11 protein-coding genes are annotated in these 15,447 nt (G+C 43.4%); 8 read left to right on the top strand and 3 right to left on the bottom strand.

The window, feature by feature from the left end; all coding sequences use genetic code 11:
- Positions 1–316 precede the first annotated feature (316 nt).
- From M5U24_RS17680 to M5U24_RS17670, 3 genes are all read left to right on the top strand, one after another.
- Positions 317–490 (top strand): hypothetical protein, encoded by a 174-nt coding sequence (locus tag M5U24_RS17680; RefSeq protein ID WP_157820418.1) that lies wholly within the window; start codon positions 317–319, stop codon positions 488–490.
- 249 nt (positions 491–739) lie between these two features.
- Complete coding sequence (locus M5U24_RS17675; RefSeq protein WP_099324520.1) at positions 740–1,351, top strand: HAD family hydrolase; 612 nt, start codon at positions 740–742, stop codon at positions 1,349–1,351.
- Positions 1,332–2,045 carry an outer membrane lipoprotein carrier protein LolA gene (locus tag M5U24_RS17670; protein ID WP_099324521.1) on the top strand — a complete coding sequence of 238 codons (714 nt, stop codon included), beginning with the start codon at positions 1,332–1,334 and terminating at the stop codon, positions 2,043–2,045. The genes M5U24_RS17675 and M5U24_RS17670 overlap by 20 nt, the downstream gene beginning before the upstream one ends.
- Positions 2,046–2,150: 105 nt before the next feature.
- On the opposite strand, the gene M5U24_RS17665 is transcribed toward M5U24_RS17670, so the two are convergent.
- The 3 genes from M5U24_RS17665 to ruvC all read right to left on the bottom strand — a co-directional run bounded on the left by M5U24_RS17665 (position 2,151) and on the right by ruvC (position 3,672).
- Complete coding sequence (locus tag M5U24_RS17665; protein ID WP_099324522.1) at positions 2,151–2,432, bottom strand: tetratricopeptide repeat protein; 282 nt, start codon at positions 2,430–2,432, stop codon at positions 2,151–2,153.
- 36 nt (positions 2,433–2,468) lie between these two features.
- Positions 2,469–3,119, bottom strand: coding sequence for a tetratricopeptide repeat protein (locus M5U24_RS17660; RefSeq protein ID WP_298203154.1), 651 nt, complete (start codon positions 3,117–3,119; stop codon positions 2,469–2,471).
- An 85-nt stretch (positions 3,120–3,204) separates the two neighbouring features.
- The gene (gene ruvC / locus M5U24_RS17655) at positions 3,205–3,672 is read right to left on the bottom strand and encodes a crossover junction endodeoxyribonuclease RuvC (protein ID WP_099324524.1); all 468 of its coding nucleotides are present in this window, start codon (positions 3,670–3,672) and stop codon (positions 3,205–3,207) included.
- A 288-nt stretch (positions 3,673–3,960) separates the two neighbouring features.
- Here ruvC and M5U24_RS17650 point away from each other — a divergent pair, with 288 nt between their 5' ends.
- The 5 genes from M5U24_RS17650 (at position 3,961) to M5U24_RS17630 (ending at position 15,125) form a co-directional block, all read left to right on the top strand.
- Positions 3,961–7,371 (top strand): DUF4175 family protein, encoded by a 3,411-nt coding sequence (locus M5U24_RS17650; protein ID WP_099324525.1) that lies wholly within the window; start codon positions 3,961–3,963, stop codon positions 7,369–7,371.
- 9 nt (positions 7,372–7,380) lie between these two features.
- Complete coding sequence (locus M5U24_RS17645) at positions 7,381–9,012, top strand: tetratricopeptide repeat protein (RefSeq protein WP_099324526.1); 1,632 nt, start codon at positions 7,381–7,383, stop codon at positions 9,010–9,012.
- A gap of 259 nt (positions 9,013–9,271) precedes the next feature.
- A complete protein-coding gene (locus M5U24_RS17640; protein ID WP_099324527.1) occupies positions 9,272–10,795 on the top strand; it encodes a cache domain-containing protein in 1,524 nt (507 codons plus the stop codon).
- An 87-nt stretch (positions 10,796–10,882) separates the two neighbouring features.
- Positions 10,883–13,336, top strand: coding sequence for a hypothetical protein (locus M5U24_RS17635; protein WP_298203152.1), 2,454 nt, complete (start codon positions 10,883–10,885; stop codon positions 13,334–13,336).
- A gap of 49 nt (positions 13,337–13,385) precedes the next feature.
- Positions 13,386–15,125, top strand: a complete 1,740-nt coding sequence (locus M5U24_RS17630; RefSeq protein ID WP_298203151.1) for an RCC1 domain-containing protein — start codon at positions 13,386–13,388, stop codon at positions 15,123–15,125.
- Positions 15,126–15,447: the final 322 nt, after the last annotated feature.

The raw sequence follows: 15,447 nt of genomic DNA, 5'->3' as shown, positions 1-15,447 counted from the left end.
AAGGGGTGGATGCTAATCCCTTTAACCACTTATAAAGTTTGAACCGAATAATTATAACGAAAGGGAAGCGGGAGCTTCCAATGCACTTGCGTTCCCAAGCCGGAGCTTGGGAACGAGGGTATTAATAAGAAAAATATTCAATATTCAATTCTCAAATTTTTGCTCAGAACAAGTGACAAATAAATTCCAGATGCCAAACAGGAATTTTGTGATTTGGGCATTGGAATTTTACCGCAATACGTGGCCCCATCATACGCATAAACCCATAAGTTCAGGTTTGCAAACCTGAACCCGCCGGGAGTTATGGGCTGTCAAAGTGAAGCTGACGTCAAAACCCTCTTTACAGGACTTCGACAATCTTAACCGTGCTGCCGATCTGATTGAAGCGGATATACGGGTACTTATCTCCCAGACAACCCAGTCAGCAGCAGGAAAGACACACATTTCATGCCCCTTGCCAGTCTTGTTGAAAATACTCGTTGAACGATAATATATATCAGGTAAAATTTAAAAGGTATTTCTTGTGCTAATCTATATTTGTGAAACACCTTAGTTTTTTGAAACCGTAGGGGCGAAGCATTTGCCATAACTGGCATACATGCATTCATGCCCAAACGGGCAAATGCTTCGCCCCTACATCGTGCGGCAAACAATGTAACTATTGGAATTTTTCAAAAAACTAAAATGTTACATATTTGTTATTTTACCTAAAACACTCGCAATAAAAGGAACATACATAATGTTACAGGGAATCATATTTGATATGGACGGCACACTTACCAAGCCCAAAGTGGATTTCGCAGCCGTTGAAAGAGACATTGGCGCAAAGGTTGGGTTTATTTTAGACTATGCAGAACAATCCAGTCCTGAAGAACGCGCAAGGGCAATGGGTATCCTTGAGCGTTTTGAGGAACAAGCGGCAATGGAATCGGAACTCAATGAAGGGGTAACAGAGATGCTGGAATTTTTGCAAAAGAAACAATTAAGAACAGCTCTTTTAACCCGCAACTCTCGCAAATCGGTCGATACCGTTCTTAAGAAACACAACCTGCATTTTGAATTTATCGTAAGCCGTGACGACGCCAAGCCAAAACCGGATCCGGATCCTATTTTTCTGCTAAGCAAAATGATGAATATCCATACAGACCATTTATTGATGGTTGGAGACTATAAATACGATATTATGTGCGGCAAGGCGGCGGGGACGCGAACGGTTCTTTTGCGTTACAAAGAGTATGTCGAAACAGAGGTAATACCTGATTTTGAAATAGATTGTATTAAGGACATCGTACACATCATAGAACATTTTGAAAAGGCAAAGTTAAACACACATGGGAAAACGAATTTTTAACAGCACTATTTTCAGCCTATTTGCTTCTGCGCTAATTATTTTTCTCGTTAACAGGGCTTCTCTTTGCAGCGAACAGGCAAAACGCAAGACGCTGGACGAAGTTCTCCTTGCAATAGAAAAGGCAGACGGCGAATTCAAAACCATGAGGGCCAATATAGCGATCACCAGAACCATTCCACTGCTGGATTCCACGGAAGTATCCAGAGGAAAGATGCAATATAAAAAACCCGACCGGTTACATTTAAAATTTGACCCTCCCCGCGATGAGGTAAACATTATTGACGGAAAACACCTGTGGATATATCATCCAAAAGCAAAGCAGGTCGAAAAATATGCTGTAAATAAAGGAGAACATACCGCACAGAACATACATTTCTTTGGGTTTGGTTATGGAGAATCGGTAGCTTCGGCGAAAAAAGACTACACAATTTCCCTGGCAGATACAATGGAGGCCGGTAAGAAATGTTTTTATGCGCTTGATTTAACCCCCAAAAGCACTTCATCCCAATATGCAAAAATTCGCCTGTGGATAGAGGAAGGGGTATGGCTGCCGGTAAAAATAGAATTGCATGAAAGCGGCGGTGAAGTGGTAAATTTGATTGAATTTGAGAGCATCACGCTCAACAGCCGGATGTCTGATAAACTCTTTATGTTTGATCCCCCGAAAGGAGTGGAAATTATTGAACCGTTTTAGCAAAACCCTGTATTCCTTTCTCTTCTGTACTGCAAATGTATAAAACCTTGCTTCCGGGTTGCGGCCACCCCACGCCTTGTTCTCCGCATTCCCGAAAACAATGTATCAACTCGTTCTTTTAACTCTTTCTTCCCCCATGAGTGTTTCAAGAAGAGGCTTGTTTTGTACTGCAACGTCTTTGTAATAATTCAGTGTCTTTAGCCTTTCATGTTTTAATATCTCACCCCCCTCAAGCCTCTCAATTGCCTTTCGGTTCATGTACGCTATTTCATATAAGGGGTCGATTTCCAAGGCCTTATCAATGGCGGATAACGCAAGTTCTTTCTTTCCTAAATGCGCATAGCACAAACCTATATTCCCCCACGACTGTGCATGCCCGGCGACCATTTCCGTACATTTTTTAAAACCGCACAGGGCGTCTTCTCATTGAGCATTATCCATATGGGAAAATGCCTCATGAAATTTCCTTTCTCCTTCGAGGTATTTATTTAAACCGACTCCATGATGTTTCATTATATGTTCCTCGCTTTCAAGAAGCATATGCCTTGCCGCCTTCACAAACTCACTATCCTCTTCACCGATAATCACTATTCTTTTCAATGTTCTCAAATAGTTTACCATGTCAGATATTTTCAGCATCGCTACCGCCTTGTTATAATGCGCCTGGACAAAATATGGAAAAATTTCAATTGCCTTATCAAAGTGTAGTATTGCCTCATCATACATACCCTTAAATGCATAGACAACGCCCATGCCATATTGCACAACATGATTTTCCGGGTGCATGCGCAATAATTCATCCATCTTTGCTTTTGCCGCATCAATATCGCCCTTCTCCTGCAATAGTAAGGCATTGTCAACCTCCCGTTCAATTCCTTTGTCACTGCTGTATTTCTCTGCGGTATGACATCGGGCGGCGTGATATCTTTCCGCATATTCATAATAATTGCAGCCTTCGCACATTTGAGTACGAATAGAAGCGCAACATTTCGGACAAATCAATGCATCATGGCGCTCCTTACAACCTCTTTTTGCCTTTGTCGCATTACACAGGATACACCTTGTTTTTTTCATATTTTCATAACCTCGCTTTAAAACTGCTATGAGAGAAACAACTTCATCATTATTTAATCATCGGTAAAAATCCCTGTATTCCTGTTTAGAGCCGGTGACCGTGGCAAATTGCGATGGCAAGGGCGTCAGATGCGTCCTCCGGCTGCGGAATTTCCGGCAAACCAAGTATGGCTTTTACCATTTCCTGCACCTTGCCTTTATGGGCATTTCCGTTTCCGGCAACCGCTTTCTTCACCACTCTGGCAGCATATTCAGCAATAGGAATATTTGCCATCGCAGCGCACAGAAAGATAATGCCCCTGCCTTCCCCTATTTTAATGGCTGCTTTAAAATTTTTGCCAAAAAAAACCTCTTCTACCGCCATGTGATCAGGCTTATATATTGTTATTAACTCTGTTACCCCTGTGTATATTGTTTTGAGGCGTTCCGGGAAATTCTGGTTCTTGCCGGTTTTTATAGAACCATACGCGACCGCTTTTATTTCCGCACCGGATTTTTCTATTACGCCATATCCGGCAATCAGCGTTCCTGGGTCAATTCCGAGAATTTTCATAGTCCAGTATTGATAATTATTTTAATGTTTAGACATTTTCAATTGGCCATTGGTAAGTTTGTGATGAATTTCTTAATCTGTGCAATCTGTGGTTCCCTTTCGAATCTCGTATTTTTTATTTCTAGATTGTTTGGTTCTGGCTATGCCAGCTTAGGAATTTCAATAATTTTTAGTTAAGCATCTCCCCGTTTTTCAACCGTAAGTTTTTGTTTGACAATTTAGCCCTTCAAGCATACCCTTACTATTGTTCACAGACTTAAAACAAATCGCTTTTTTATACATAGTACCATGAAAAAATTATTATTAAATACGAATAAAATAGTAAATAATCTGATAGACATTGTCAAGCTGCTTAACTTCAGGGACGCAAAGTCTCAAAGCAGTGCGAGTACAATAAATATGTCTTTGCGCCTGGTATGCAAACATATCATGGTAAACAGATTCTTCGGCGGCATTGCCCTGGTCTTTTCACTGGGAATATTTTTGCTGATGATAGGAGCATTTACTGCTGCTGCACTTTTGCGTTTCCCCGGAGGCCTTGGAGCATTTTATATGCTTTGCCTTGGTTTACTATTGGTCGTGTTTTTTAAAATACTACTGATACCGTTGCTGTCCATAAATAAAGAAAAGATAGCGCTGCTGATAGAACAAAAATATCCTTCTTTGAATAATGTGCTTATCAGCTCTTTGCAACTGACAAAGAAACAACGAAACACACAGAAGATAAAATATTCCGGGCAGATGGTCTCTATGCTTGTTGATGAAGCCGCAAGGAAACTGAAACAATTAGACCTTCAATCAGTAGTTAATAAAAAACCTCTCATCCTCGGCAATACACTCCTTATTTTCTCCGTGCTTCTTTTCGGAACGGTGTATGCATTTCATCGTTCTTCTCTGGACAAAAACATACCGCTTTTATTTGGCTATCTTAGCGACAGCAGCAGTATAGGCGGAGAGCCATTTGCAGTTTCAGGCGTCCCTGTTATTGGCGATATTACCGTATGCTACCGATATCCTCTTTATTCCGGGCTGGAGACAAAGACGATATACAACACAAGCGGCAATATTAAAGCCTTGAAAGGGAGTGAGGCGCAAATCAGCGCCGTAAGCGGTCGCCCCGTAACATCAGCAAAAATCATTTATAACGAGTCTGCAATAATTCCACTTGCAGTTGAAAACAACAAGGCCATGAGCGGCGTATTGCAGGTGCTGGAGAATGGCTCTTATTGTTTTGAGATAAAGGATTTGAATGGGCGTATTACCAGAGATCCTGCATTATATACAGTTGAAGTTATTCCAGACCTGCCGCCTGAAACGTCTGTTATTGCTCCGGCAAAGGATTTGGTGGTAAATGAAAAAGATGTTGTAAACCTTCAATACAATGCAAAAGATGATTATGGGTTGGCGGAGATTTCTCTTGCATATGAAGTTGGAAATGAAAAAAACACAAGGCATTTGTCCCGTTTTGATAAAAGGCAATTATTTTACAACGGAACGTACAAATGGTCTTTGAGCGAATTGCGCCTGCAGCCCGACGACAAGGTGGCGTACTATATTGAAGCAAAAGACAACGATACGATATCAGGGCCAAAAACCGGCAAATCTAAAACTTATTATCTGGAGATTTATAGTTCCAGAAAAAAACACCAGGAATTGATTAAACTACAGGAATTGCTCGTGAAAGAAGCGCTGTGGTTGTTGTCGGACGACCTTGTGAACAGGATTGATGATGAAAAATGTGCCTCAAAAGAGTACCTGCTTATGAGGCAGGATATTATCAATGAACGGGTGAGCGTTATCAACCGCCTTTTTACGGATATTCTGGTTGGTATGCAGGAAGATGTCAGGGCAAATTACAGTGTTTACTACGCACTGGAAAATTTGAGAAAAAAGTTTCGCGATGTGACGGAACAAAAACAAACGGCCATACAAAAAGCGATGCTCGCCATAGTGGGCAATGATGTGCCCTTGGCAATGTTATTGGAACTGCAGGTAATACAGGATAGGGAAGTGACGGAAGTGGAAGATATGATACTATTCCTTAATGAAATGATACAAAAACAAAAATTGGATGATGTAATAGATACGGGGAATAATCTGCTCCAATCGCAGAACACTCTTGAAAAATTACTGAATCAGATGCGTGAAACCGGGGACATGGAACTGAACGAAAAGGCGCTTGCTGAATTAAACAACATTGAAAATGCTATCCGGCAAATGATGATGAAGCTTATGCAAATGGCGCAGAGTGAGCATATGGATGAATTCTTAAACGCAGATGCACTGAAGGGGATTGAACAGGATGACATTATGGGCGATTTAAACGAGATGAAGAATGCGCTCAAAAATGGCGATAGTGAAACCGCTATAGAGGCGGCCAAAAGGATGCTTTCTTCCTTGCAGAAGATGATGGATCAGATGAATTCCGCCTCACAGGGACTGACGGATTCATTTTACTCCGATACCATGGAAAAGATGGATACGATGCTGGATAATTTGTCGGAACTGGAAAATAAGCAAAGAACGCTGGCAGAGAAAACGGAAGATTTAAGGCAAGAGGTTCAAAAACGTGTCTCAGAATCAACCAATGAAACGCTAAAATCCTTTTTTGAAAAACAGGAAAAAAGGATTGAAGGGTTAAAACAGGATATTGCCGGGACAAAAAAATATTTGGCAAAGAATGAATTGCTGCAGGAATATCTTCAAACAAAACAGCAGTTGCAACAGTTTTCCGGACAAAGAGAAATCCCCGCGAGCTGGTTTAGCGATTTGTTTGAAAACGATAATAAATCCGGCATGTCTAAACAGGAATCGGCGAAGTTCTCCGGGCTGACAAGGAAAAATGCGGAGTTGAACCGTGAAATTAACAGGGACCCTCTGCAAAGAGATTTCCTTTCTATTGATAAGGAATTACCTCAGACGGAGGAAACGCTTCAACATCTGGAAGAAATGCTGAAAGGCAGAGAGATAGCGGAATCATTAACCTTAGCACGGGAAATTGCAAGGGATACAAATCACTGGAATAACCGTATGCAAGACTCTATTGAAATGAGAAAAGATGCGGGGAAAGAACTGTTGTCGGAAGAAGAGCTTAAAACAACAAAACAGATCGACGATGCGGCAAAACAAAGTCAAAAAATAGTCCAGGATCTTGAATCTATAATGAAATTCCTCGATGAACACCAAATCGCCGGCATGACCCTGGAGGATCAGGAGACATTGAAAAAGTATGCGGGGAAACAGGAAGAGTATAAAAATGAAACAGAGGAACTTATGGAAATGTTAGAGCAGCTTGCAAGCCAGGCTCCGTTCATGGACGAAGAGGCAAACAGGCAACTGGAGATGGCTTCAAACTCCATGTCCGGTGCAAAGCAACGGCTGGAAGGGCAGGATATTTCAGGCGCGGTCATTGAGGAAAGGGAGTCGTTGTATCGTCTGTCTGAAGCAAAAGAAGGGGTGCAGAGGGCAAAAGAACACATAAAGCAGGGAATGATTGGTGAAGGGATGCCTATGCCGTTTCGCGGCAGTATGATGGAAGGTCAGGTTACTTCTACTTCAGAGAAGGTGGAAATACCTTCCGAGGATGCATATAAAGCGCCTAAAAAGTTCAGACAAGAAATTCTTGACGCACTGAAAGACGGATTACCGGAGAAATACAGGGATTTAAATAAGGATTATTATCAGAGATTGATTGATTGATTGAGATATATGATGAAAAGAAAAGCGGTCATACTATTATTGCTGTTGTTCGTGGTACTTCTATCACGGGAAAAAGAGGCGAAGTCACGGACGAATGAATTTTTCGATATTCCGGGAGAAATTGCCTATGGTGAAGAATGCCTGAATGCATGGCAGGTTGAAGAGGCAAAAAAGGTTGCTGAAAAGGTGCGATTGTTGGCGCCGGAAGACCCTCATGTATGTTTTTTCGTGGGAAAGGTGCGATTTTATGAGGGAAGGTATGAGGAATCGCTTGATTTCCTGAAAAAAGCGCAAAAAACCCCAGGGGTCATGCAGCAGGCAGAGGAATTTTTCCATTTCGTTCAAACAATATACCAGACAGCAAGCAATTTTAAGGAAATTGAGTCAGAACATTTTCTCTTCCGTTTTGTGGAAGAAAAAGACGCCATACTGGCAGAATACGCCCTCGACACACTTGAGAGCGCTTATAAGGTAATTGGAGGCGATCTGGGCTATTTCCCGCGTGAGAAAATACTCGTGGAGGTCTATCCGGACGCTGAGAGTTTTTGCACTATTTCCACTTTAACACAGAAAGAAATTGAAACCTCCGGTGCTGTCGCAATTTGTTTGTTCAACCGGCTAATCATTACAAGCCCGAGGTTGCAGCCACGGGGATATGAATGGCTTGATACGCTTGCTCATGAGTATGTGCATTATGTGATAATGAAAAAGACATACAATCGTGTGCCGGTTTGGCTTCATGAGGGGCTTGCCAAATATGAGGAAAATAGATGGATAGATGATAATTCACCGACATTGCCTGTTTCACTGGAAAGTCTTCTGGCAGAGGCAGTGGAAAAGAACTACTTTATCACCTTTGAGCAAATGCATCCCTCCCTGGCAAAATTAGAAAAAAGAGAAGACACCGCCCTTGCATTTGCGCAGGTATTTACGTCAATAGAATATTTATATCATCTTGGCGGCTATCCTTTGATCACTGCAATCCTTGATGAAATAAAGAATGGAATGGATGCAAAAGAAGCGCTATCCTCCGCCACCGGGGTACCATTTAATACGTTCGAAGAGAATTATCTGCAATATTTGAAACAGAAAAACCTGAGAAGGGTTCATGGCATCAAAATACTTCCGACAATATTAAAGGAATCGTCCACTATTGTGGACGATCTTGAAAGTGTCGCGGAAATAGAGGTAAAAGAAGCGAAAAAATTCGCTATACTGGGAGACCTTTTACGACGCGAAGGGTTGTACAGCGCAGCGATTATAGAATATGAAAAGGCCTTCATAAGGGCAAAAAATATTTCACCGCAGATCCAGAACAAACTGGCAATGGCATATATCCAGGATACTCAGTATTCAAAGGCAGAAGAAGTATTAAAAACCGCTCTCGAATATTATCCCGAATACACAGCCACATATATTTCACTGGGCGAGCTGTACCAAAGAACAGGAGCATATCAAACGGCAATAAATTTTCTTTCACGAGCAAATCGGGTAAATCCATTTAACCCTGTTGTTTACCGCAATCTCATTCAACTATATACAAAAGTGGAAGATAAGGAAAACGCGGCGAATGAGATGAGAAGGTTAAAAATGGTCACACGGTTCCATAATCCCACTACCCCGGAGATGCCGGAAAAATGATTCAATTGCTTTCTTAAATTAAATCAGGCCGGGCTTTAAAAAGACAAAAACCCAACGCATTTTATACACGCCTTAATCCCATAAATGCTAAGTTATTTCTGATATTTTTTACACGGAGTCAAATATCTAAAGCCGGCAATCGGCAATTTACAGTCGGCAAATTGCAGACTGTGGACTGTAGACTGTAGACTGTAGACTGCTTTCGCGCTTATTTGGTTCCGGCTTGTCCGGATTTTGGTAATTATCAAAGAGGAATTGCATGAATAATTTTTGGAAATGCAGAAATTATCCGGGAATAGTCATAGTAGTAATCATTTTTTTATTGGTAAATACAGGATGCAAAAAGATACCCAAGGGTAACCTGATAGAGCAGAATTTTAAGGTTCTTTTGGAAATAAGCGCATTTAAGAAAAAGCAGATAATTAAATATTTTGCGGACGTAGAAAAGAGAGCGGCTGGTATTGCTGCAGACGAAAGCATGCTTGATTGTTTTCATCAGATAAAGAAATGTTATCAGGTTGAGGCATCAGGAATCGATGCTATGAATATTCAGAAGAAGGAGTATGAAGCGGATGTAAATTTTGTTACTACGTATAAAGATTTCTACGATATTCTTTTTGTCGATAGCAGAGGTTTTGTTTTTCACAGCATAAAACAGGCAGATGATTATCATACAAATCTTTTTACCGGAAGGTATTCGGATACTTCCCTGTCCATACATCTTCGGGAAGCGCCTGAAAGGGAATTTGTCAACTATGAATTTTATGCCCCGTCAGACAAACCTGCCGCTTTTTTTGTTGTGCCTGTATATGAAAAGAAAGACCTTGCCGGCTGGTTTGTTTTACAATTTCCTATAAACAAAATTAATGCAATATTATCCGACCATGAACACCTTGGAAGAACCGGAGAGGTGTATCTTGTAAATGAAAACAAGTTAATGCTGACGGATTCCAGGTTTATCGAAGATAGCACCATTTTGAAACGTAAAGTGGATACTGAGGCAGTGAAACTTGCGCTGCAACAGAAAGCGGGGAGCAAGATTATTGAGGACTACAGGGGCATACATGTGTTAAGCGCTTTTGAACAATTTGAAGTGTTTGGCCATTCATGGATAATTATTGTTGAAATGGATGAGGACGAGGTTATTTCAAATATTTATAAGGAGTATGAAAAATATTTTCTTTCAAAAATTATGGATTACCTGCCGAAAGTAAATGCCGGATATGCTGTTCAGGACAGGGAATCGTTGTCTCCCCAAAATAGCAAAAAAGTGGATATTAACGAGTATGCAATGACAAAATCGGGAGAATTATTAGAAACAAAAGGGGTTGGACCATGCACTGCAATCATTTTGTCCTTTCCCCAAAGCTTTGGATATCTTGCGCATATCAGTCCCGTAGATGAAATTTATCATAAGAATCCTCTTACCAAATATTTCCTGGGAGGTCGAAAGACAAGTTGCCTCCAGAAAATACTGCAAAATATAAGGCGCTACGATTTGTATCCTTACCAATTGAATAAGCTTCGCTGTGTAATCATTGCCACTCACATGAAAAGTCTGGAAACAATAGTTGATCAACTATTAAGAGAGGGCATAGAATTGTCACAAATTGGGTTTTTATTTAATCCCTCTGCGGATTATGCCAATATAATATTTGATCAGTTAAACGACCGCATAAGAATAGAGTGGAAATCTCATAATTATAATACCGTTTTTTATGCTGCACATATTCCTGACGTTAAAACATTAGGGTATGTTGTAAAAGAAATGATTGTGCAATAAAATTGCGGGTCATCGTGTAATCGCGTGGGTAAAAGAGAGTGCAAATCAGTATAAAATGGTATTAGATAATAGTAAGGAGATGAGAAAATGAGACTTAAGATACTAACGGTATTGAGAGTATCGATGGTGGCGAGCGTTGTATGTGGTCTTATGTTTTTTACCCAATACACGGCCGGCAGCTATGATGGGTATGCAATTGGTTCGACTACAGGTTCCTTGCCAGACGACGGCGGCAGCACCCCTACCGCAACAACAGGTTCAGCAACGTGTGTTAGCTTGAGTTCCGTATTACTGAATGGGTGGGTGAATGGCAACGGGTTGGCAACTACTGCGTGGTTTGATTATGGCACGAGTACAGGAATGTATTTCGATGCCACAACAACTATTCCATGTGGAACCGGCTCAACGTACGTAAATGCGACTTTAGGTGATTTAACGCCATGGACGACATACTATTGCAGGATAGCCTCTCAAAACATTGGAGGCATATCCTACGGAAGCGAAACCACCTTTATACCTCGGTCACAGATATCGGCAGGAGCATATCATACGCTAACACTGAAGCCAGATGGCGCCGTGTGGACATGGGGGGCAAACTGGAACGGTCAACTGGGAGACGAGTCAACGACAAACCGCTCAACGCCGGTGCAGGTAAGCGGCCTAACCGATGTAATTGCCATTGCTGGAGGGGCTTATCACACAATCGCCCTGAAATCAGACGGCACGGTATGGGCGTGGGGGAATAATGAAGGCGGTCAACTGGGAGACGGGTCAACGACTGACCGTTCAACGCCGGTGCAGGTAAGCGGCCTAACCGATGTAATTGCCATTGCTGGAGGATATGCGCACACAATAGCTTTGAAATCAGACGGCACGGTGTGGGCGTGGGGGGATAATGAAGGGGGTCGACTGGGAGACGGGTCAACGACAAACCGTTCAATACCGGTGAAGGTAGGCGGTCTAAGCGATGTAATTGCTATTGCGGGAGGGAATGCGCACACAATAGCTTTAAAATCAGACGGCACGGTGTGGGCGTGGGGGGATAATGAAGGGGGTCAACTGGGAGACGGGTCAACGACAAACCGTTCAACACCGGTGAAGGTAAGCGGTCTAGCCGATGTGATTGCCATTGCAGGAGGGTATTCCCACACAATAGTCTTGAGGTCAGATGGCACGGTGTGGACGTGGGGGCATAATGAAGGGGGTCAACTGGGAGACGGGTCAACGACAAACCGTTCAACACCGGTGCAGGTAAGCGGTCTAGCCGATGTGATTGCCATTGCAGGAGGGGTGTATCACACAATAGCCGTGAAATCAGACGGCACGATGTGGGCGTGGGGATATAATTGGTATGGTCAACTGGGAGACGGGACAACTATAAACAGTTCAACGCCAGTGCAGGTGAACGGCCTGACTGATGTAATTGCCATTGCCGGAGGATATTATCACACAATAGCCATGAAATCAGACGGCGCTGTGTGGACGTGGGGATTTAATTATTATGGTCAACTGGGAGACGGGTCTATAACAAACCGTTCAACACCGGCACAAAGATCGCTTTCCGGTATGAAATCCGTTGCTACCCCTACCGTGACGACAGGTTCAGCAACGTGTGTTAGTTTGAGTTCCGCATTACTGAACGGGTGGGTGAATGGCAACGGAGTGGCAACTACTGCGTGGTTTGATTATGGCACTAGCACGGGAATGTATTTCGACGCCACAAAAACTATTTCATGCGGAACCGGCTCAACGTACGTAGGTGCGACTTTAGGTGATTTAACGCCATGGACGACATACTATTGCAGGATAGCCTCTCAAAACATTGGAGGCATATACTATGGAAGCGAAACCACCTTTATGCCTCGGACTCAGATATCGGCAGGTGCATATCATACGCTAACACTGAAGCCAGATGGCACCGTGTGGGCATATGGGGCAAATTGGAATAGTCAACTGGGAGACGGGTCAACTACAGACAGTTCAACGCCAGTGCAGGTGAGCGGTCTAACCGATGCAATTGCCATTGCAGGAGGGGTGTATCATACAATAGCCCTGAAATCAGATGGCACGGTGTGGACTTGGGGGTGGAATAATTCTGGTCAACTGGGAGATGGGACAACTATAAACCGTTCAACGCCAGTGCAGGTAATCGGTCTGACTGATGTAATTGCCATTGCAGGAGGAGATTATCACACAATCGCCTTGAAATCAGACGGCACAGTGTGGACGTGGGGGTTTAATTATTATGGTCAACTGGGAGGTGGCGCAACGACAAACCGTTCAACGCCTGTGCAGGTAAAAGGTCTAGCCGATATAATTGCCATTGCAGGAGGGTATGTTCACTCAATAGCCCTGAAATCAGACGGCACGGTGTGGGCTTGGGGGTATAATGGATATGGTCAACTGGGAGACGGGTCAACTACAGACCACTTAACGCCGGTACAGGTAAGCGGTCTAACAGATATAATTGCCATTGCAGGGGGGTATATTCACACAATTGCCTTGAAATCAGACGGCACGGTGTGGGCATGGGGGCCATAATGAAGGGGGTCAACTGGGAGATGGGACAACGACCAACAGTTCAACACCAGTGCAGGTAAGCGGCCTAACAGATGTAATTGCCGTTACCGCAAGGCTTTATCATACAATAGCCTTGAAATCAGACGGCACAGTGTGGACGTGGGGGAGGAATATTTATGGACAACTGGGAGACGGGTCAACCACAGAACGCTCATTGCCAGTACAGGTAATCGGTCTGACCGATGTAATTGCCATTGCAGGAGGGTATTATCACACAATTGCCTTGAAATCAGACGGCGCGGTGTGGGCTTGGGGGTATAATGGAAATAATCAACTGGGAAACTGGTCAACGAAGAACAGTTCAACGCCTGTACGGAGTTTGAGATACGACATGAATTCCGTTACTACCCCTGCCGTGATAACAGGTTCAACAACGTGCGTTAGCTTGAGTTCCGTATTACTGAATGGGTGGGTGGACGGCAACAGGGCCGCAACTACTGCGTGGTTTGATTATGGCACGAGCAGTGGAGTGTATTTCGATACCACAGCAACTATTCCATGCGGAACCAGCTCTGCGTACATAAGTGCTACTTTAGGATCTTTAACGCCATGGACGACATACTATTACAGGATAGCTGCTCAAAACAGCAGAGGTATATCCTATGGAAGTGAAACCATATTTTTGCCGCGATCACAGATATCAGCAGGTGCATATCATACGCTAACTCTGAAGCCAGATGGCACCGTGTGGGCATGTGGGGCAAATTGGAATGGTCAACTGGGAGATGGGACAACTATAAACCGTTCAACGCCAGTGCAGGTGAGCGGTCTAACTGATGTAATTGCCATTGCAGGAGGAGATTATCACACAATAGCCTTGAAATCGGATAATACGGTGTGGGCGTGGGGGTCTAATTCTTATGGTCAGTTGGGAGACGGGACAATTACAAACCGTTCAATACCGACGCCGGTGACTTATCTAACTAACATAATTGCCATTGCAGGAGGGTATGTTCACACAATCGCCCTGAAATCAGACGGCACGGTGTGGGCATGGGGATATAATGGATATGGTCAACTGGGAGACGGCTCAACTACCAACCGTTCAACACCAGTGCAGGTAAGCGGTCTAACCGATGTAATTGCCATTGCAGGGGAGTATGTCCACACAGTCGCCCTGAAATCAGACGGCACGGTGTGGGCATGGGGATATAATGGATATGGCCAACTGGGAGACGGCTCAACTACCAACCGTTCAACACCAGTGCAGGTAAGCGGTCTAACCGATGTAATTGCCATTGCAGGGGGATATGTTCACACAATCGCCTTGAAATCAGATGGCACGGTGTGGACGTGGGGGTGGAATAATTCTGGTCAACTGGGAGATGGGACAACTATAAACCGTTTAACGCCAGTGCAGGTAAGCGGTCTAACCGATGCAATTGCCATTGCAGGAGGGGATTATCACACAATAGCCTTGAAATCGGATAATACGGTGTGGGCGTGGGGGTCTAATTCTTATGGTCAGTTGGGAGATGGGACAACTATAAACCGTTTAACGCCAGTGCAGGTAAGCGGTCTAACCGATGCAATTGCCATTGCAGGAGGGGATTATCACACGATAGCTTTGAAATCGGATAATACGGTGTGGGCGTGGGGGTCTAATTCTTATGGTCAGTTGGGAGACGTGTCAACTGCAAATAGCTTAACACCGGCGCAGTGCTTGTTATCTCCTATTGTATCAACAGGCACGGCAATAAACATTGGAACAACCATGGTACGGTCAACACCAACGGCACGTCTACCATGACGTGGTTCCGGCACGGCACGGTTAGCGGGTCATATACCGGCACATCTACGACACAATTGGAATCCGGAATTTATTTGTCATTTGTTCTGATAATAGAAGGCGGAATCGAAAGTATAAAACGTTTGGTTCAGGTTACAAACCTGAACCCGCGAATGTAGTTTCCATTGCCATTACGTTCCCAAACAGATACTTCACTATGTTCAGTACAAGGTTTGAGAACGAGTTGTGCTTCGGTAGTTTAATAGATTACGCTGAATAGTTACCAAATTTTAGAAGAAATTACCGATGAACAACAGATTGCGCAGATTTCATTGGTAAAAAT

The organism is Candidatus Kuenenia sp., from assembly GCF_027493735.1.
Taxonomy (GTDB): domain Bacteria; phylum Planctomycetota; class Brocadiia; order Brocadiales; family Brocadiaceae; genus Kuenenia; species Kuenenia stuttgartiensis_A.
Note: the sequence above shows the minus strand (reverse complement) of the source record. Positions and strands in the feature narration are given on the sequence as shown.